We start from the raw sequence: 19,833 nt of genomic DNA, 5'->3' as shown, positions 1-19,833 counted from the left end.
GGCTGCAGCCAATGAAATAGTTCAGAAAATCGCATTCACGCCCACATGTCGCTAGGGCCGCTATGGCTCGTATCGCCATGCCTAATATGGCTCACCCAGCGGCGGAACTCGCTTGAGGCAGGCCCATGCCCACTGTTTGCGTTGTGGATCTTCCAGCGACTTTGCAAAACCGCCCAAGTTTAACACCCGCATACCCAACACGCGTACAACCAGACCAGCCTTAAGCAGTGCCGCGTCCAACTCTTCAACTTCCGCCAGCTGATTCACATAAGCAGAACGCACAACGTCCGCTGCAACTTCATCAAGCGCCACCAGCGTTGTAGGCTCCAGTGCTGCCACTGCCTCACGAAAAAGCTCTGACTGCATAACACTGCCATCTGCACGCAGCACTGATAACGCAGTCCAATCCTCAGGCGCATAACCCAGCGCCGCAAATGCCTGTCGCAACGCCTTACCATCGGCACCAGCCAGCAGCTCGCCGCCCGCACGTTCCTCAGGTGATAGGTCACCCTTCACCAGCAGCAGCGATGAAAAAGCATTGCCGCTCATTACCACGCCACGCCCCGCCAGCGACGCAAGTTCCGCTTGCGTCTTGGCAAGGTATGCCTTACGCCGACTTGATTGACTGGCAACCACGAACGTCCGCCGCCTTTCCTTCGTATTCTTCACAAACAATTCTACATGAGCGATTGCGGCGTAAGAAATTGGGTATACGTCAAAGCAAGGAAATAAGCGCGCCTAAAACTGGCGCATCCCGTATTGTATGCGGTACTTTCACGAGAGGAACCAACCATGGCAAGCAAGCAGCTCACCACTAGCAACTTTAACGATATTAAGTCCAGCGACAAACCCGTCCTTGTAGACTTTTGGGCATCTTGGTGTGGCCCCTGCCGCGCAATGGGTCCTGTTGTCGAGCAAGTTTCCGACGAGATGGCCGATAAACTCAATGTGTATAAGTGCAATGTTGACGAAGAACCTGCGCTTGCTCAGCAGTTCGGCATCGTCTCTATCCCCACCTTAATTCTCTTTAAGGGTGGCGAGGTGGCCCAGCAGTTTGTTGGCTCCATGCCCAAATCTTCCCTTATCAGCCAAATTGAGGCCAACCTCTAAGGGTTCGTGCAGAAGCTCAATTCAGTCATTAGGCAGTACAAACAAAAAGCCAATTCACTCCAAGGTGGATTGGCTTTGAGCATATAAAGTGACACGACAAGCGATTTGCTAAGTTTATGCCGTCTCCTTTTAGATGCGGGAAAAGGGTGGTATAGCACTTCTAACCAATATTTACCTAGACATGTATATCAACAACCATGCGTTGGGGTTTTGTTGCCAAAAGATAGTAAAATTCCTTTTCCTTAACCGTTGCAAATTCGGAGTCCATTTTTTCAGCTGGACCAAAAAACTCTTGCCCCTCATCACGAATTAAATAAAAAGGTAAATACGTGATATAAGAAGTGCCCGTTCTTACACCAATTCCCGTATAATTCTTACCTGCCATTTTGGTCTCACGATGTTCCCAAAGCTCGCTGTCTGTGCGATAGAATGTATTTTTGTCGGGCTTCCCTACTACCCATGAAGAAATATAGTTGAAGTTACCACCGTCTTTTTTGCCAGAATTCTTAAACTCCACCTCAAGTACAACTCTTGTATTGGGTACGTCTCCACCTTCAACACTTGTCACACCATCGCGAGAATAACGCTGCAGATATTCGTTAGCAGACATAATTTGTGCCTTTTTGACTGTAAGAGAATAGCCGTTGGTATCCTCACTAATATCATCAATAAAGGCTCCGTTTAGTTTTACTTCTTCATTCATCGAAAACGTTTGCTCTGGAGTCTCAATACGTGTGGCATTAACCCACCAGATACGTATGCCTATAAGAGTAGTCACCACAATTAAGGCAGCTAGTACAAAAGGAGTTCTTTTTTTGCTCATAGTGTTTAGCTCCTCGCAAGGTGGGTGGCAGGCTCAAGCTTTTCATAGCCATCAATATGGCCTTCTGCAAGGTAGTAGATTTGATCGGAGAGCTCACGCAGTATTGATGCGTCGTGACAAGAGATGACACAGGTTGCACCACGCTCACGTTCACGGGCAATTATGCGTTTGAACATAGCCACACCATCAGAATCTAGCGCATTGGTAGGCTCATCTAACAAGAGTAGGTCTGGACGCTCCATTATTGCAGCAGCAATACCTAGGCGCTGTTTCATACCCAAGGAATATTTGCGAAACTTACGCTTATCATCTGGGTCAAGGCCCACCTCTTTAATGACTTGTCGCAGATCGTCTTCTTGTAGCAAGTCCTTAATGGAAGCCAAGATACGTAGGTTTTCTAGACCTGTGCGGTCATTAAGAAATGCTGGGTTTTCAATAAGTACACCCACGCTTGGAGGAAAGGATATATCACGCCAGAGGCGTTTTCCATCAATATCTATCGTTCCTGAGTTTAGGCGTATAAGTCCTGCCACTGCTCTCATAAGCATTGTTTTACCTGATCCGTTAACTCCAGCCAAACCAGTCACACATCCAGAAGGCATGCTCATTGAGATATTGCTAAGGATAGTCACACCATGGATTGTTTTATTCAAATTATTAATTTCTACTGACATATCAAGCTTCTTTCTCGAGGATGTCTGTCTTTGTAAGGAAATAGCCCCCAATAACCACAGAGGCCACTATCGCTATCAATCCAAGGCAGGTGCTCCATAGGGGTGATACGCCATCCGCAACATACACAGTGCTCCGAATTGCCATCAAAGAATTGCCCAATAAAAAATGATTTCCCGAAAAGGCTGACACAAAAAGAATGCTAATCGTTACTACATAGCCCCACAGCGGACGAAAAAGCAGTGATATCGCAAGCTGCAGCATGCAGAGTGCACAGAGCACCACGGGCACCACATAAAGAAATGACATGATATCGTAACTGGTAACATCGAAGTTTATTACGCTATCAAATCTAAGTAATAAAGCTGATGTATCTGTTGCAATAAAAGAATGATCACATCCAATAATCAGCGCAAAAAATGTTGTCAATACAAATCCAATAAGGCAATAAATGCAAACATAAACAATTATCCAGGCACACTTTGCAAGCCACCACGACCAGCGTGAGCCGCTTGCAATCATCATGGTTTTGCCCGAACCCATAAGATCATGATAGGGATACCACAGGGTGATATATGCTAACAAAAGAATGGGGGCAAACCAGCTAATAGGCAGCGTAAATGGTGTTGAGCTTGTCGGATCGTAGGCAAGCCCACCCGCAGTAAGATTAAAATAGTAATCTCCTAAGGTAAATTGAGCTGCTATGCCTTCTGCTCGTAGATTTAGTGTGCTTAAATAAAATGCAACCGGAAGAATAAGAAAAACCCCTGCTGCAACTAACCACCATGCTAACGAGCGGCGCCAACCCTCCCTGATATCTAGCATAAAGAATTTAAAAAACCTGCTCATAATACATCTCTCTTTAATTTTAATAGTGAAGGCACCAGCGATAGAATTAAAAGAAGCAACATCCAAATGCCTACTATGGTGAGACTGTGTGTAGCGTCTCTTTCGAATGCCCGTATGAGCTGCGGCAACCCAAATTCAGGATGAGCCACTCCACTAGCAATCAGATATAAGCGATCAGAAATAAAATCGGAAAGAATGGCTGCGAGATATGTGCCTGAAATGAGCGCGACGCGATTGCGAATAAGAAAAGATAGCCCGAGCACGGCTACTGCCCACAAGCCGCACATACAAAATGCAATAGCCGAATAAAGCACGCAATATAACAGCGGATTTGTATAAAAAATTTCTGACCAGAGGGCAGAGGTGTAGACACCTGTATAAATAACATTTTCAATCGAAGGAGTATATGTTGGGACAAAGCAGGCAAGTACTATAAGATTGATCGTAGACGGAATGAGGGCAACAAGACCGCCTGAGATAAAGGCTGCAATATACTTTGCAACAAAATATTTTACGCGACTTACACGTGAAAACACTTGGTTTGCGTATCCAAATTCGAGCTCCTGACGCATCGAGCAGGCATAAGGAATTGCTGCAAGCAGAAGCACCAACTGATAAAACAAACCCTCAAACGGAACCACATTATGCACTGACATCCAAAAGGCATAACAGCTATCCCAATTCGTTGGACCCCAGCTCGTTGGAGAAAGCTGCTTTGGAATCATGTCGAAATGGGTTTGAATACCAGGAATTGCGCTTAACAGAGCCAAGACAATGCCTACAGCAAGAACGGCATAGTATAGTCTATTGCGAAAAGCGCGTGATAACTCCATTTTTAGCAAGCGAATCATTACTTGTCATCTTTCTCTGTACTCAGGGAGATGTGGTGGTACATCTCTGACCCAGCAACACCAATAGTGAGCTCGGCTGGCTGGTCTGAAGGATCGGTGTCCAGATAAAACCCTAAAACCATTGTCTTTTCTTCACCTGGATCTAATCTGAAGTGAAGGTATTCTGGCTGTCCAAGTGTATAAGCTGAGTTATTAAAGTAGGAAACATCCGATCCCAAATTGTATTTAAAGACACTGCTATGAAATGTATCATCGTCGCTATGAAAAGGCTTCGCATCGATATTTTTTAGTCTAAAGGTAATAAGTGCAAATCCATATGTCTTAAACTCAGCCGATAACTCATGGTACTCTCCAACGGCAAGACCCGCATCTTTTGGAGAATCAAACAATTCGTACTTATCAACCGTAACTTGCATCGTTCCAGACCATGGATAAAACACGCCATATGAATCGCCTGATGATGTCTTTTTTAGATCTTTTTTGGAGTCAAGGGTAATTGTTGTGTGCATTGCTCCATGCATACGCTTATTTTCACTCTGTTCAAATTCCTTGGCCTCTTGGTGAGCTTGTCTTAAAAGTGCATACTGATAGGTAAGCCAAGCTCCATATATCAACACGGATCCTATGGTAAAAGCTACAAGCAACTTTAAGGCACGTTTCTCACTTTTTGTGATTTGAGCTATCCTTGCCACAATAACTCTCCCTCAAACAACTCTTTCAAAGTCGATAAAGACACCCGGAAACGTAATGCATAACCTCAGTGATTCATAATTTTATTCCTAGTTTTTTAACAAGAAGCTAGTTCATCGATGGATATGAATACATGCTGTCAGGACTCCAAACACCCGATACGGTTACCTTAGATCCCCTAACAAACCAACCTCTCAGACGTGCGTAGTCATATCCACTTTCTTTCACGTTGTTGTGTATGCACCACTGCCCTTTCTTCAGTATGGGCGCATAGCCGCCAACAGTCATGTTTTTCCATGAGCCTGTTTTGCTTTTGGCTCCGTCTACATACATCCTTGCCGTGCCGTTGTAATTTGAGTTATTTAAATATGCGATGTTTACATACGTGGGACTTGTGTCGTCTTTTTTCCGCCCCGGCGTGCTTTGCCCACGATTAAATGCCGATAACTCGAATGCATAGTATTCGTCGTCTGTTATACGCCTCAATAAGATTTTTGTCTCGGGGGGCGTTGTAAGAGGATTAACATCATCTTCATTGATTGGATGTGCGAACGCGGGACTAACTGGAACGCACATGAGTAATACCGCTACCGCCACAGCCCATTTCCAACAACAGCGCTTTCTACCTTGTTGCATGCCTCTTCCTCTCTTCAAAGTCTCCGGGTGCCTGTACTAAGGCAGATTGTTGTGCGATAGCACGTGTAGCGCTAGTCAACAGGGGTACCAGAGTTGGAAGAACGGGCTGTTTACATGCCTAAACCATGTGAAACAAAGTCAACAAGCTTATCTCTACTTGAGATGCCAAGAATTTTGTAGCCACTTGAACGCGCCGCGCTAATACTAGAAGAGGAATATCCCAGGTGAGAAGCGATTTCTCTTGTTGTACGTCCGCGAATTACGCCAAGTAACGACTGGGCTTGAATTTCGCTGAGTCCTCGGGATGCAAAAAGATAAAGAATACGCTCGTCCAGTGACTGAGGCAGTTTATCGGTCAGCTCATAGCTAGAAATCCTACCAGATATCTGTACGTAGCAGAAGATGGCTGCGGCACACGCCAACACCGATCCCATGCCCGAGCAAAACAAAAAAATCTGCCTTAGGATGGTGGGGCCACCCAACCATTCAAAGTAGTATGAATTTGCTATCAGCAAGGTTGCATACTTATCAACTGCAATTGAGCCAAAAACTGCTCCAACGCCAAAACAAATAAGACAAACCGACGCGATATGCCGCACAGACGATAATCCATTTACTGGAGATAGCTCTTCTAAAATGGAGGACAGCCACGGATAGTGCACGAATACGGCCGCAACCACCATGGGACACCAAGCAAAAATGATATAGGGGCATATATTCCAAATGCCTTGCTGCGCTATCAGTAGCATCCCGCTCACACAGACGATACTTACAGGAATCAGAAGGCGTGCTATACGGTGTTTTATCAGTATAAATTCCGACAGGAATACCAACGTTGCTATAAATGGAACAAACGCAGGGAGCGCGCACAGCAGCGTGTGAATTCTCCACGACTCCTCAAAAACGAAACCAAGTGCACAGGCGAGTAGGCAGAGCGATATTCGCTCGGCAGCACCTATAGTAGCCACGTGCATCGCACCAGTTTGTAGCTGAGACATCCGTTGGGAGCACTCCCCTTTTAGCTCATATGTATTTCCATCACTCACTATCCACGTAGTATCGACTACAAATAAAGCCGTAAAAGCCGCTGACACAGCAATCGCAATAAGCCAAGTAATGTCTCCAAATAACGAAAAGGCCATCATCCCCGCTGCAACAGCAATAGCCTGTATAAATTCACATGCACGACTTGTGTGAATTGCTGCTCTGATACATAAAAAAATACATGAAGTGAGACTGAAATACGCGAGTAGATACCCTAGGGCAGCAAAGTCCAACAACCCGTCATCCTTTACGCGTATATAAGTTTGGGTGTACTTTACACATATGCCAACCATAAAAACGATGCCTACAACCAATAAAAATTTTTCTATACCACTAAAGGCTACAGCGTCCTCTTCATCTTTTTCTTCTGTCTGATGAAACTCTGCATACAAACGCAGAGCGCCGCATACAACAAAGGCAAGAGCAACGCCAAGTACGATATGGCGACCTGAGCCCCAGAGCTGATTGGTGGCGCCTATGGGTAATAAGAGTAAATAAATAAGTGAAATAGGTCCACAAAGCTCAAGGCATCTCGGGAGATGTAGCCAACTTGGCAAACTTAGCCGCTGCATCCATTCCAGTTGCCCAGACAGCCCCCACTCACCTTGAGAAACATCTGCCAAAGAATCGATGTTTTGAAAACTGTGGTTCTCATTAGCCTGAGGCTCTTCCTCACTACGAGCGCTTGTACTATCATCTGCCCAATTAAGTTGCGACATGAGTTCCTGACCATCAACAACGCCAAGTTTTTTGTAGGAACGTCGAAGATAGGTGCGAACCGTTGATGCACTAATGCCTAAATCTTTAGCAGAGTCTGCGGATGTCTTTCCTTTAAGCATCAACTCAACTACCACCGTTTCGCGATTGCTGAGGTCTGCTTCAGCGCACAGTGACTTTACTGCAATAAGCCTTTCTTCCAGCTGGTCATCTTCAATGGGACTTGTGGGGTCTTTTACTACGCCCCAAAGTGACAGCACCAGTAGTATCAAAAGAAGAACAAGAAGCGCACAGGCAATGATGCCTACCCTATACATACTCACGACTCGCGTCATTACATTCCATATAAAGAGTCCGCAAGCAAAAAGCCCCATATAGACAGCGCGTTGTGTTGCCAACTTGTCCGCTAGTAAAAAACCTTGTTCTAGAGCATACGCCTTTGCAATAGTTTCTTTTTTTGTAGACGTCCCCTCCGCAACAGCCGTTTGTATCTGTGCTGCGTCATCCTTGCTCCCCAAGTTCTCTTCAGAGGGATTAGCTGCCGCATTATCTGTCTGTGGGCTGCCACAATGAAGGAGCACAAGCGCTGCAACAAGCGCGACAACTACAGAAATTAGGTTATATCCAAGTGATAGATGTTCTGGAAAAATTTGCGAGGACGACTGACAAAATCCTGCAAGAAGAAGTAAAGGGAATCCATGACGAACCGTCAAATCCTCTTCTTGAATTGCCTTATCAGCATAAGTTTGGGCGCGTGCAGCATAGCTCAACATACAAAGTGCGCCAGAAGCCATGACGAGTGTCTGGGGCAGCAATTCCCATATCCAATACAGCTCACCCATAAAGGGAAGCTCTATAAAGCCCGTAGAATATACTGTAAAAAGCAGTGCGGTATATGTCGTTACGACATACCCAACGATAAGTAAAACTACACCTCCATGAGCCACTGTAAAAAAGTCTGTATGCGCGATTTTGTTATAAAACACGGCGCCTACCATAATGCCCATTGCTAGGTACACAAATATGCCAGGATATCCTAGGCCCTCTCCCTGCCACAACCGGACAGTAAGCAGAGTTTCAGCCATGAGAGTTCCCCATGCGATATCGGATGGCCGTCTTCTCATGTACATCCTTCCGCTTTCTCACAGCTGCTCCGCGTATAACCTTACACCAAAGAACTGGAGACAACTGCACAGTAGACGTTGCGAGCACAATGGACGGCGCAACAATATATGCGTCGTCCATTGTGCTGGGCTTCAATTAATAGGATGTTGGCATAAAGATCAGAGCGATCTAATCGCTTGCACGTCAGAGTTCACCCTCTCTTTATAAAAAAGAAGTATCTTTAAACGTGCACGTTAACCCTCATTTGCTGAGGTTTTGTCGCAATCAGGTAGTCGAATTCCTTTTCATTAATGGTTGCATAGGTAGAAGCCTTCTCCTTATAAGGGGAAAGAAAAGGAGGGTTAGTCAGCATATAAAACGGTATGAAAGTGGTATATGTAGTGCCATCCTTTATCGATACTGCCGCGTAGTTCCCGCCAATTTTGGTTTCACGATGCTCCCAAAGCTCCGTATCCGTACGATAGTAGGTATTACGACTAGGCTTACCTGTTACCCAGGAACTGATGATATTAAATACTCCCGTGCTTCCCGAATTGCGGAACTCCACCTCAAGAACAACTCGCGTATTCGGTGTATCCCCACCCTCGACACTCTTCACATCATCGCGAGAATAACGCTGCAGATATTCGTTAGCAGACATAATTTGTGCCTTTTTGACAACGAGCGAATACCCATTTGTGTCCTCACTGATATCATCAAGAAATGCACCGTCTAGTTTTATCTCTTGGTTCATGGGAAAAGATTGCACAGGAGTCTCGATGCGATGCGCGTTTATCCACCAAATGCGCACTCCTATCAGCGCAGTTACCACAATTAAGCTAGCCACAAATAGCGGGATTCTTTTCTTACTCATAGCAGTCAGCTCCTCTGTAGATTGTTAACAGAGGTCAATTCTTCATAGCCATCAATATGACCCTCCGCGAGGTAGTAAATACTGTCTGAAACTTCCCGCAACACAGAAGCATCGTGGCAAGAAACTATGCATGTTGCACCTCTTGCGCGAGCCTTAGCGAGAATATGTTTGAACAGGACAACACCATCAGAATCAAGGGCATTTGTTGGCTCATCCAAAAGCAGTAGGTTTGGCTGTTCCATCGTTGCAGCCGCTATTCCTAAGCGCTGTTTCATCCCGAGAGAATATTTCCGAAACTTGCGTTTATCATCTGGCTCAAGTCCAACCTCCTCGAGAGCTTGGCGAAGGGCGTTCTCTTGCACAATTCCTTTTATAGACGCCAAGATCTGCAGGTTTTCCAAGCCAGTGCGATCGTCCAAAAAGGCAGGATTCTCAATCAACAGCCCAACACTTGGCGGGAAGGAAATATCACGCCATAAACGATTCCCATCTATATCTATCGTTCCAGAGTTTGGACGTATAAGCCCAGCTACTGCTCTCATGAGCATTGTTTTACCTGATCCGTTAACTCCAGCCAAACCAGTCACACATCCAGAAGGCATGCTCATTGAGATATTGCTAAGGATAGTCACACCATGGATTGTTTTATTCAAATTATTAATTTCTACTGACATATCAAGCTTCTTTCTCGAGGATGTCTGTCTTTGTAAGGAAATAGCCCCCAAGAAAAATTGAAAGCAGCGTGATTGCTACACCCAAACCAAGGCTCCATTCGGAGGTGATCCCATGCGCAGCAAAGGCTGTACTGCGAATGGCCATCAAATTGCTGCCCAAAAGGAGGGGGTGCTCTATAAAAGCAGAGATAAACAAAATGCTCACCGTTGTCACGTAACCCCAGAGGGGTCGTGCTACTAAAGAAATCGTAAGCTGTAACAAACATAAGGCACAAATACCTATGGGTACCGTACGTAAAAATGACACAATATTATAGCTTGCAAGGTCAACGTTAACAGCATCTTGGAAACGCAATAACATCGCAGCTAAAAATGTTGCGTGTAAAGATTTATCGCATCTTGCAATAAGGGCAAACACAACGGTTACTACCAGCGCAATCAGGCAATAGCTCACAACACAGACAATTATCCAAGCACATTTTGCAAGCCACCACGCCCATCTTGACCCGCTCGCGATCATCATTGCTTTACCTGAACCCATTAGGTCACGGTAGGGATACCATAAGGTGATATAAGCCAACAACAATAAAGGTACAAACCAACTGATAGGAAGCTTAAACGGAGTAGAACTGAGAGAATTAAAGGCATTCCCCCCTGCAACAAGATTAAAAAAATAGTCCCCCATAGTAAGCTGCGAAGCAAGATTTTCATCACCAGCTGTTGCAGCATTCCAAAAGAAAGAAAATGCCAAAAAGAAAACTGCTATTGCAGATAGTAGCCACCAGAGCCACGTACGTCGTAGACCTTCCCTGACATCAAGCAAGAAAAATTTTGCAAACCTGCTCACAATACATCATCCCCAAGTCTGAACATGGGGAGGGCAAGAGATACTACAAGCAAAGTAAATGCCCAAACGCCCATAACAAAGAACGTGTGAGAGAGGTTTACCTCGCATGCCCTCATCAGTTCTATTAAGCTAAATTCTGGAAATACAACATAGCCCAGCATTACATATATACGCGTGGATACAAAGCCCGATAAAAGCGCAACAAGATAGGAACCAGAAACTAGCGCGACACGATTATGTACAACAAAAGACAACCCAAGTACTGCCACAGCCCATAGCCCACAAAGGCAAAAAGCCACAAGCGAATATAGAACAACATAGAGCAATGGATTGGTATAAAAAAGATGTGACCAAGGCATTTCAGGATAGACGCCAGTATACAAAAGCTGCTCAACCGAGGGTACATATGCGGGAACAAAGCACGCAAGCGTTACAAAATTCACTGTAGAGGGAATAAGGGTGACACATCCCCCCGAAACAAAAGTTGCAAGATATTTTGCTATGAAATACTTGCTGCGTGGAGTACGGGAAAATATGTGGTTTGCATAGCCAAAGTCAAGCTCTTGGCGCATGGAGCATGCATAAGGAATAGTAGCGAGCAGTGGAGCAAGCTGATAGAGCAGCCCCTCAAAGGGCACCACATCATCAAGAGACATCCAATAAACGTAGCAGCCATCCATGGATGTTGCTCCCCACTCCGTAGGGGAAGCCTCTTTCATAAGTAACATTTCGTGACGCTGAATTCCATACAGGGCACTTATTAATGCCAGAGCAACAACGATAAAGAGAGCTACGTAATACTTTCTATTGCAAAATGCACGGGAGAACTCAATCTTGAGAAGCTGACTCATTTCTTATCACCTTCCGCCTCTTCAACAAGCGGAATGTGATACTGCACTGCAGAGCCATCAATACCAATCACAAACTCTGAAGAATTCTCATCAGAGTCTGGATCAAGATAAAATCCCAACTCTATCTGTTTTTCTTCACCAATTCCCAGCTCATAATTTAAATATTCATGCTCAGAATGTGCGTGTGTCGCAAGGTTAAAGTAATCTATTTCACTAGTCGCGTTATGGTGAAATACAGATACACTATACCCATCGTGATTGCCCAAGATTCCACTAGGAGTAGCGCTCACGTTCTTGAGGGTAAACGTTACAAGTGCAAATTTACTTTTTTTGTCATTTGTTGGTGTAACCCCATATTCACCAACCTTGAGTCCAGCCTCTTTAGGACTATCAAATACCTTGTATGAATCTACAGTCGCCTGCATTACGCCAGACCAGTCGTAATACACACCCATTGGATCTCCGTCTGGGATATCCACCACGTCTTTTTTAGAATCTAAAGTCAGAGTCTGATGCATGGACCCCTTAAATCTTTTATCCCTCTTAAATTCTTTTACTATCTGATCAGACTGCCTGGCTAGAACATATTGGTAGGAAAGCCACCCACCATAAGCTATGGCAGCTATGCCAATAAGTACCGCAAGCAATCTGATGGTTCGCATTTCGCTTTTTTTAATATTCACCAGCAGCTCCTTCTAACATGAAAAACTAGGCATGCATGAGAGAAGCATTGCCAGCGCTGCAGCAATCGTTAAAGCGAAGGGCTTTTTGTGCAACATAATCTCATCCTTCCTTTTGTAATTTCTCGGGCGCCCTTAGTGAGGTCAATGATTGGTTAGCTGCTCACTCTTTACTAGTCATCAGGGCACTAGAGTTAGGAAGGATGGCTGATTACATGCCTATACCTCGCAATATACAGTTCACTAGACCCTTGCGCTCATGAACATCAAGTACCTTATAGGCACTGGTTCGAGCGGCACCTATTGCGGAAGGAGAGTAGCCCATACGGGTAGCAATTTCTTTTATACTAAAACCGCGCACGATGCCCAACGATACGCGAGACTGAATCTCGTCCAAACCGCGGGATTCCAGATAGTGAAGTATCCGCTCATCGGTAGAAAGAGGCAGTTTCTCCAAAAGCTCGTTACTCGCAATTCTGTTATAGAGATGCATACCGCAAACAACTGTAGAAGCACTCAAAGACACTGATGCTATACCGGCGAAAAACAAAAAGACCTGTTGTAACACAGCTGGTCCACCCAACCACAAAAGATAGCTTGGATGCGCTGAGAGCAGCTGTGCGTATTTATCAACTGCAACCAACATTACAACGATACCCAAACCAAAGCAGATAAGGTATCTTGGCAACGACGTTAGTCTAGTTCCCGAGCGATTACCTTCGCTATACGCTGCCAAAAACTGTGCAAGCATCAACGCACACCAGATAAAAAGAGCGAGTGGACATATGCTCCAGATTCCCTGTTGCAATACCAACATCAAACTAGCTATGGAGACAATAATTAAAGGTATACGTTGCTTATCACCTCTGTGTTTTACGGACATCATTCCTGAAAATAAAGTTAAAGTCGTAATAAACGGAACAAGCATGGGCAACATACAAAGCCAGGTAGAGATACGCCACGTTTCCTCAAATGTGACGCCAATCCCAAACGCAACAACAAACATTGCAAAGTTCGCAGGAGAAGCTTCGCTAAAAAATGATGGCTGGTCACTCGCCGCTTGAAGAGCTCCCACATTTTCTGTCATCTTCCCAGACAATCGGATAAAGGCTATCGAGAGGACTGCGGCAATACCAACTGCAATTACCCAGCAAATAGTACCAAACGAAGAAAATGCTACGAAACATGACGCGCTTGAAATGGCGTATACAAGATCAGAAATACATATCGTTCGAATGGCAATACGTGCACACATCAGTAAGCAAACCATAAGGATTGCAAACGCAAGTAGATACCATAAGGATGTTATTGAGTCCCTAGGCCAGTCTTCTGTCTGGACATAATTCAGGTGATATACCGCACAGATACCCACTGCCCATAGAAGACACAAGCTAAAGAGTATCCAATATCGCTTTGTACTCGTCTCGTTAAGAACTTCTGATGCTTCATCAAAACGACGAGTAAAAAGATATCGTTTATAGGCACCAAATAAAATACAGGCACAGGCAACGCCCAGCGTTATATGACGCCCTAAACCCCACGGATGCATAGCAGCTCCGATTGGGAAGAGCAGCAAATAAGCTAACGATAACGGGCCGCACAACCAAACATAAATCGGCAAACACAATAATTGTTGAATTTTGTTTGCTTGTACACTATCTATAATTTTTTCGCTTTGCTCTATGCAGGTCTTCGCTATTGTTTCTGATACCGAGTCAAGATTGTTCTCTTTGTTGTCCTGAAAACGTGATTCCAATTCTTGGGCATCGGCAACATGAAGCTTTTTATAGGATCGTCTGAGATATGTGCGCACCGTAGGTGCACTAATACCAAGCACTTCGGCGGACTCAGAGGAAGTTTTTCCTGCCAGCATCAGTTCAATTGCTGAAATTTCACGCTCGCTAAGACCAGCCTCTATACACGCTACGCGTACAATATCAGATTTTTCTTTTGGCATCGATACAACAACGGGGGAGCCCTTTTGCCTCTGCAACTCATGCATTGATTTCACAAGTAATATGAACGCGAGAATAAGAAGTACGCATGCGCCCATGCCAACAACTGTCATATTAACTACGCGAGTTACCACATCCCACATAAGAAGACCGCAGGCAAATAATCTAAACTCCTGAACTGCTTGGCTAAGCGCGTATTCTACTTCAGCATTCTTACCCATCGCTGTGTTTTCAGGTGATTGCTTAAATGGGGTCAGGCAATGCAACAAAACGCATACTGCAAAAAACGTTGCAATGGCAGATAGCACATAATAACCAACCGACAGTTGTTCGGGAAAAACCTGCGGGATAGACTGGCAAAATCCTGCAAGCATCAGAAGGGGAAACTCATAAGGAATAACTGCACTATGAGCTTCTTGTTGTCCTTCTTGAGTGCGTCTCAATGCTCTCGCCATATATGATGCTACGCAAAGAATACCAAGGGCAACGAGACATATCGGAAGCAATACTTCTATAATCCAGACCCTTAAAATGAGTCCCTGAATATGCATCACATTAAACAAATCATCAATGAAAAGAAATATCGAAACGAAGCAAGTAAGAAATCCAGCAACAAAAATCCAGCGAGCTCTTCTCGCTGAAATTGAATGATGAGACTGTAAAAACTTGCGACATAAAATAGTTCCAATAATTATTCCGCCCGCAAAATACATAAATATGCCCGGACTTAGCGCATCCCCTCTCTGCCAGGGTCGTATAACTATCAAAGCAAGCGCTATGAGAGCTCCCCAAACTATGTCAGCCTGTCGTTTTCGCATGCGGGTACTCTCGCCTCTCATCATCTCTTTAGAATTACTGCTTGCTATGGACCAAAGTATAGACCCCCTACTCTTACTTGATGGCTCATATATCGATGGGCTGACTCTAGAAATTTTAGAGTCAACCCAAAGCATCCCTCTTATTTTTTTGTATCATCCTCGTTTGCTAGAGAGCACAAGCAGGAAAGACGCTCATGTTGCACAGCATTCTAGATTATGTAGAGCCTACTCGTACGCTAACTCCTCACTACATCACCGTGCGGATAACTAAAGCCATCGACACAGCTCCCGCATCAGGGGTGCCTAGACTACGCTCCGCTGCAGGACGCGCGCGACCAACCTTGGGGACAAGCTGTGCGGTATCCTTGGCAGCCTGATCGGCAACCTCAGATGCCCTTGCCCACGCATCAGCAAGAGAAGATCCATCTTGTGCTGCAGCCTCAAGTGCTTCGGCAAAAGGAATGAGTGTATCTAGCATGGTTTTGTCACCACGATGTGCGCCACCAAGCCCAAGCATACGCTCATAAGCAGCTTTAACTGCAGCCGCCGCAATCGTTGCATCGTAGTTATCTGCATTGTCGCCTACAACTTTGCCAGCAGCTTCGAGGGCTTCTCCCCACAGCACTCCAGAGGTACCCCCGGCCTTAGATGCCCAAGCCTTACCTGCTTCGATGAGCACAGAACCCGCGGCGGCGCCTGCGGCATATGCCTCGGCCGCTGCCTCAGCAGCAAAAGTCGTTCCTTTTACCATGCCGCGACCGTGATCGCCATCGCCTGCTACACCGTCAATCTTTGCAAGTTCAGGCTCGGCCTCAGCAATCGCTGCTTTCACGCGGTCAAACGCATCAACGATATAGGAGGCAGCTACGCGAGAAGCCTCGGAACCCGCAACGTAGCTCTTGCTTGCGTCGGCTACTGCAGCATACTCACGACGAGCACCAGACAGCCCTTCGCTTGCACCCTTGCGGAATGCAGGAGTGGATGCAGGAGCTTTCCAGTAGCGCTCCAACTCATCGGTTAAGAATTCAACAGAAAGTGCGATGCCTTCCATATCAAGACTGGTGACAAACTCGCCCACCAAGGGTTCAACCAAGGTATATCCGCGTTCTTCAAGCAAGTCGCGCACGGTGCCCCATACCACAAAAAGCTCTTCATACTTAGTGGAACCTAAGCCATCAAGAATAACAGCGATACGCTTGTTGTCGTCTGCTGGAGCCTCTGCCAATACGCGGTCTACTAGCAGTTTTGCCACCTCTGCTGCAGACGCAAGATCTGCTTCACCAACACCAGGCTCGCCATGAATGCCCTGACCTACCTCCATTTTGCCTGCGGGTACATGGAATAAGGGCGCGCTCTCACCTGGCAATGTGCAGCCACGAAAACCCATGCTCATCGTACGCACGCGATCATTGGAAAGCTTTGCCACACGCTCAAGCTCATCAAGGCTTTTGCCCTCAGCCGCAGCGGCGCCCACCGACTTGAATACGGTAAAAGTGCCAACGTTGCCGCGTCTCTTTTCCCATTCTTCGGGCTTTGCTGCAGCTACATCATCGGTAATGTAGAAGGTACGCGCATCGATTCCTTCCTTGCGCATAGCGTCACGCGCGAGGTTGAAATTCATCTTGTCGCCTGCGTAGTTACCACCAACGATAAAAACACCGGTACCGTGCTCGACAGACTTTGCTACATGCAAAACATCATCGGTGGAAGGTGAAGTAAAGACATTACCGACCACTGTTGCATCCATGAATCCGTCGCCAACAATACCGCAAAATGCAGGATAGTGACCTGAGCCACCACCATTGATAACGGCAACTTTATCCTCAGGCATTTCAGTAGCACGAGCTACACCACCTGGCACCTGAACAACATATTCAGGATAGGCAGCTGCATAGCCTTTGAGCATTTCCTCACGAAAGGTTTTAGGATCGTTATATAGCATTGGATCTCCTTTAAAAGCTAGAAAAAACGGGCGCGACAGCCAAAGGCCCATCGCGCCCGCCGGAAAGGGATAAACTAAGCGTTTTTGGCCTGGAAGTAGTTCAAGATGGCTGTATCAAGATAGCAACCAGCCACAGCACCCTGGTCCGCAACGCCCTTGGCCTTAGCAGAAAAAACTGCCGCCTTACCATACTTAGGAATCATATCCTTGGTAGCCTCAACGCCTGCTTTGGCACCCTCAACCGCAGCAGTGGCAACAGCCAAGAAGCCTTCTGCGGGATCTACCTCTGCAGCTTTCACTGCACCTGCGTCCAGCGCATCAAGAATGGTGCGGTCGCCCAGCTGAGTCTTGCCACGTTTTGCCAAGCCATCAGCAAAAGCACGATAGAAGGTGATAAGGTCAGCAGGTTCAAGCTCGGTCTTGCCCTTGAGAGCCTTACCTGCGCCCATGATGCCCGAGCTCATCAAGGTGCCCATTGTTGACGGAACAACCGAGGACATCTTCATGCCACCTTTTGCAAGCATCTTGCCAATATCACCCTCGGCAGAGTTATCGCGAAGCAAGCCAGGCAGTGCGGCATAACCCTTATTCATCGTCAGGCCTAGGTCACCATCGCCCATAGCGGCATCCATCTCGCAGAGTTCTTCTTTCTTCTCAGCGAAAATAGCAGCTACGCTCTCAAACATCTCAATAACGTCTTCTACGCCCATCTTGTCCATAAGGATTCCTTCCTTGCGTGTAACTTGGGACAAGCAGAACCTACTTGTCCCAGACATTTCTTACTTCTGGCAGATGAAGGGGGTATTCACGGGGTAGTCAACATAGCCCTTGAGCTCGTCATCCATCTTGCAGATTGAGATAGAGGCACCCATCATTTCCATTGAGGTAGCATATTCGCCGACGATAGCCTTGTAGACCTTAATACCCTTGGCATCAAGATAGCGACGGACCGAATCAAAGAGAATGTAGAGTTCCTCACCAGAGGTGGCACCGAGGCCGTTGATAAGTACGGCAACTTCTTCACCCTCTGCCACGGGCATATCCTTGAGAATAATGTCGAGAGACTCTTCTGCTAGCTCATCAGCAATCTTGATGGGACCATTCCAAACGCCGGGCTCGCCGTGGATGCCCATGCCAAAGGCCATCTCCTCGTCGCCAAGAGTGAAGTTAGATTTACCAACTTCAGGCACAACACAGGGAGTCAGAGCAAAGCCAACAGTCCTGACATTATCACCGGCCTTCTTTGCAGCTGCAAGAACCTCATCCAAAGTGCCACCCTGGTCTGCCTTGGCACCAGCAGCTTTGTACATAAAGTAGATGCCAGCAACACCACGACGCGCCTCAGGATTTGCGTTGGAATTGACATCATCAGCGCCGACAATAGAGCGAGTCTCAATGTCGTCCATATCAAGCATTTCGGCCGCCATGTCAAAGTTCATGATATCGCCCGTGTAGTTGCCATAAAGGAACAACACGCCAGCACCTGTTTCAACCTGCTTGGCAATGTTGTAAATCTGCTCACCCGAAGGGGACTGGAATACGCCGCCAACACCGCAGCCGTCGATAAGACCTTCGCCTACATAACCCAGAAAGAGGGGCAAATGTCCCGTACCGCCACCAGTGATAATGGCAACTTTGTTGGGCTTGGGCTTGGCAATGCAGTAGCAGCGCAGGTCATCCTCGGCGTAAGTAACCTCGGGATGAGCTGCGTAGATGCCACGCAGCATATCGTCGGTATAGTTCTCGGGTGCGTTGATGATCTTTTTCATAGCTCATCCCTTCTTTTGCGCGGTGGCAACTTAGCGAACGACAAAAAACACGATGTAATTGGAGAACATCGCAATCAGGCAAAAAATAGTCTCCATATAGGTAAAGGGCACAAACTCAATACCTTTGTACTTGATAGTCCAGACATAACCCAGATAAGCAGCACAAGCGATATAGACCACATCCATTGCAGTGCCACTAATAGGCAGTAAACGCTCGACAAACCACATAGCCGCATACACTCCAAAAGTGATAAGGCCCCACCATCTGACGTCGTAATGCAGCATTTGCATGTAATAGTGAATTGTCGAGGCCGAAGGTTTTACGTCGTAGCGACGACGCGACTCCAACAGACCGCGAGTCACGTGCATGGCAAACAATATGCCAAAGAAAAGCACCGCAAGACCAACGCCTGCCATGATGTCACTTAGACGATCATAGAGCAGATTAAAAGCAAAAATCCACACTGCGCTGAGCGCAAGCACCTCAACGATAGTCCAAATACGCATGCCCACCGAAATAGGCAAGGGCTCTTTGCGCTCAGTCATACGCTCAAGACCATATTTTTTGCGCAGGTGCTCAATGCGTTTTTTCTGGCGACGACGCTCATCGCGCTCATTGGTTTTATTGGCATTTGTGAGAGGATTTTCCGAGACAATCAAATCGCCGTCTTCGGTCTTTTTCCAAACGCTCTTGTGAGTAGGTTGTTCTTCGGGTGCCTCAGTCTGAGCATCTGCCTTCTTTGACTCACGGCGCGCCGCAGGGGTAGCAGCGTCAATAGCAGCAGTGATATCCTGCTCGACAGAGTTCACCGAACCATCCTCCGCCTGAGGAATTTTTTTGCTCTTATGTGTCTGCTTGCCCTTGCTCATATAGTTATTCCAAACCCTTGTTGCGATGGCGATATACCGCTGTTAGCAAAATCACAT

19 protein-coding genes are annotated in these 19,833 nt (G+C 46.3%); 1 reads left to right on the top strand and 18 read right to left on the bottom strand.

The window, feature by feature from the left end; all coding sequences use genetic code 11:
- Positions 1–81: 81 nt before the first annotated feature.
- Positions 82–669 (bottom strand): hypothetical protein, encoded by a 588-nt coding sequence (locus ACO5JD_RS03155; RefSeq protein WP_021625778.1) that lies wholly within the window; start codon positions 667–669, stop codon positions 82–84.
- A gap of 123 nt (positions 670–792) precedes the next feature.
- Here ACO5JD_RS03155 and trxA point away from each other — a divergent pair, with 123 nt between their 5' ends.
- The gene (gene trxA / locus ACO5JD_RS03150) at positions 793–1,110 is read left to right on the top strand and encodes a thioredoxin (RefSeq protein WP_021625779.1); all 318 of its coding nucleotides are present in this window, start codon (positions 793–795) and stop codon (positions 1,108–1,110) included.
- 175 nt (positions 1,111–1,285) lie between these two features.
- Here trxA and ACO5JD_RS03145 read toward each other — a convergent pair whose 3' ends face one another.
- The 17 genes from ACO5JD_RS03145 to ACO5JD_RS03065 all read right to left on the bottom strand — a co-directional run bounded on the left by ACO5JD_RS03145 (position 1,286) and on the right by ACO5JD_RS03065 (position 19,776).
- Positions 1,286–1,933, bottom strand: a complete 648-nt coding sequence (locus tag ACO5JD_RS03145; protein ID WP_021625780.1) for a DUF5028 domain-containing protein — start codon at positions 1,931–1,933, stop codon at positions 1,286–1,288.
- 5 nt (positions 1,934–1,938) lie between these two features.
- Positions 1,939–2,607, bottom strand: coding sequence for an ATP-binding cassette domain-containing protein (locus tag ACO5JD_RS03140; RefSeq protein ID WP_021625781.1), 669 nt, complete (start codon positions 2,605–2,607; stop codon positions 1,939–1,941).
- Position 2,608: 1 nt separating this feature from the next.
- The gene (locus ACO5JD_RS03135; RefSeq protein ID WP_021625782.1) at positions 2,609–3,454 is read right to left on the bottom strand and encodes a hypothetical protein; all 846 of its coding nucleotides are present in this window, start codon (positions 3,452–3,454) and stop codon (positions 2,609–2,611) included.
- Complete coding sequence (locus ACO5JD_RS03130) at positions 3,451–4,287, bottom strand: hypothetical protein (RefSeq protein WP_484987495.1); 837 nt, start codon at positions 4,285–4,287, stop codon at positions 3,451–3,453. The genes ACO5JD_RS03135 and ACO5JD_RS03130 overlap by 4 nt, the downstream gene beginning before the upstream one ends.
- A 17-nt stretch (positions 4,288–4,304) precedes the next feature.
- Positions 4,305–4,997, bottom strand: coding sequence for a hypothetical protein (locus tag ACO5JD_RS03125; RefSeq protein WP_021625784.1), 693 nt, complete (start codon positions 4,995–4,997; stop codon positions 4,305–4,307).
- A gap of 106 nt (positions 4,998–5,103) precedes the next feature.
- Positions 5,104–5,631 (bottom strand): DUF2712 domain-containing protein, encoded by a 528-nt coding sequence (locus ACO5JD_RS03120; RefSeq protein WP_021625785.1) that lies wholly within the window; start codon positions 5,629–5,631, stop codon positions 5,104–5,106.
- A gap of 110 nt (positions 5,632–5,741) precedes the next feature.
- Positions 5,742–8,477: a helix-turn-helix transcriptional regulator gene (locus ACO5JD_RS03115; RefSeq protein WP_484987493.1), complete on the bottom strand. Its 2,736-nt coding sequence runs from the start codon at positions 8,475–8,477 to the stop codon at positions 5,742–5,744.
- A gap of 260 nt (positions 8,478–8,737) precedes the next feature.
- Positions 8,738–9,370 (bottom strand): DUF5028 domain-containing protein, encoded by a 633-nt coding sequence (locus ACO5JD_RS03110; RefSeq protein ID WP_484987491.1) that lies wholly within the window; start codon positions 9,368–9,370, stop codon positions 8,738–8,740.
- Positions 9,371–9,375: 5 nt separating this feature from the next.
- Complete coding sequence (locus ACO5JD_RS03105; protein ID WP_021625788.1) at positions 9,376–10,044, bottom strand: ATP-binding cassette domain-containing protein; 669 nt, start codon at positions 10,042–10,044, stop codon at positions 9,376–9,378.
- A gap of 1 nt (position 10,045) precedes the next feature.
- Positions 10,046–10,891: a hypothetical protein gene (locus tag ACO5JD_RS03100; RefSeq protein WP_021625789.1), complete on the bottom strand. Its 846-nt coding sequence runs from the start codon at positions 10,889–10,891 to the stop codon at positions 10,046–10,048.
- The gene (locus ACO5JD_RS03095) at positions 10,888–11,742 is read right to left on the bottom strand and encodes an ABC transporter permease (protein WP_021625790.1); all 855 of its coding nucleotides are present in this window, start codon (positions 11,740–11,742) and stop codon (positions 10,888–10,890) included. Before ACO5JD_RS03095 ends, ACO5JD_RS03100 begins: the two co-directional genes overlap by 4 nt.
- Positions 11,739–12,425 (bottom strand): DUF5027 family lipoprotein, encoded by a 687-nt coding sequence (locus tag ACO5JD_RS03090; RefSeq protein ID WP_035438370.1) that lies wholly within the window; start codon positions 12,423–12,425, stop codon positions 11,739–11,741. The genes ACO5JD_RS03095 and ACO5JD_RS03090 overlap by 4 nt, the downstream gene beginning before the upstream one ends.
- A 208-nt stretch (positions 12,426–12,633) precedes the next feature.
- Complete coding sequence (locus ACO5JD_RS03085) at positions 12,634–15,090, bottom strand: response regulator transcription factor (RefSeq protein ID WP_484987489.1); 2,457 nt, start codon at positions 15,088–15,090, stop codon at positions 12,634–12,636.
- 352 nt (positions 15,091–15,442) lie between these two features.
- Positions 15,443–17,137 carry a dihydroxyacetone kinase family protein gene (locus ACO5JD_RS03080; RefSeq protein ID WP_484987487.1) on the bottom strand — a complete coding sequence of 565 codons (1,695 nt, stop codon included), beginning with the start codon at positions 17,135–17,137 and terminating at the stop codon, positions 15,443–15,445.
- A gap of 74 nt (positions 17,138–17,211) precedes the next feature.
- A complete protein-coding gene (locus ACO5JD_RS03075; protein WP_021625794.1) occupies positions 17,212–17,856 on the bottom strand; it encodes a dihydroxyacetone kinase subunit L in 645 nt (214 codons plus the stop codon).
- A 60-nt stretch (positions 17,857–17,916) separates the two neighbouring features.
- Positions 17,917–18,906, bottom strand: coding sequence for a dihydroxyacetone kinase subunit DhaK (locus ACO5JD_RS03070; RefSeq protein ID WP_484987485.1), 990 nt, complete (start codon positions 18,904–18,906; stop codon positions 17,917–17,919).
- A 30-nt stretch (positions 18,907–18,936) separates the two neighbouring features.
- Entirely contained in the window at positions 18,937–19,776 is an 840-nt protein-coding gene (locus ACO5JD_RS03065; protein ID WP_484987483.1) for a hypothetical protein, read from the bottom strand.
- Positions 19,777–19,833 lie beyond the last annotated feature (57 nt).

It is taken from the genome of Olegusella sp. (assembly GCF_057238325.1).
The sequence above is the reverse complement of the archived record's forward strand: the minus strand, read 5'-3'. Positions and strand labels throughout refer to the sequence as shown.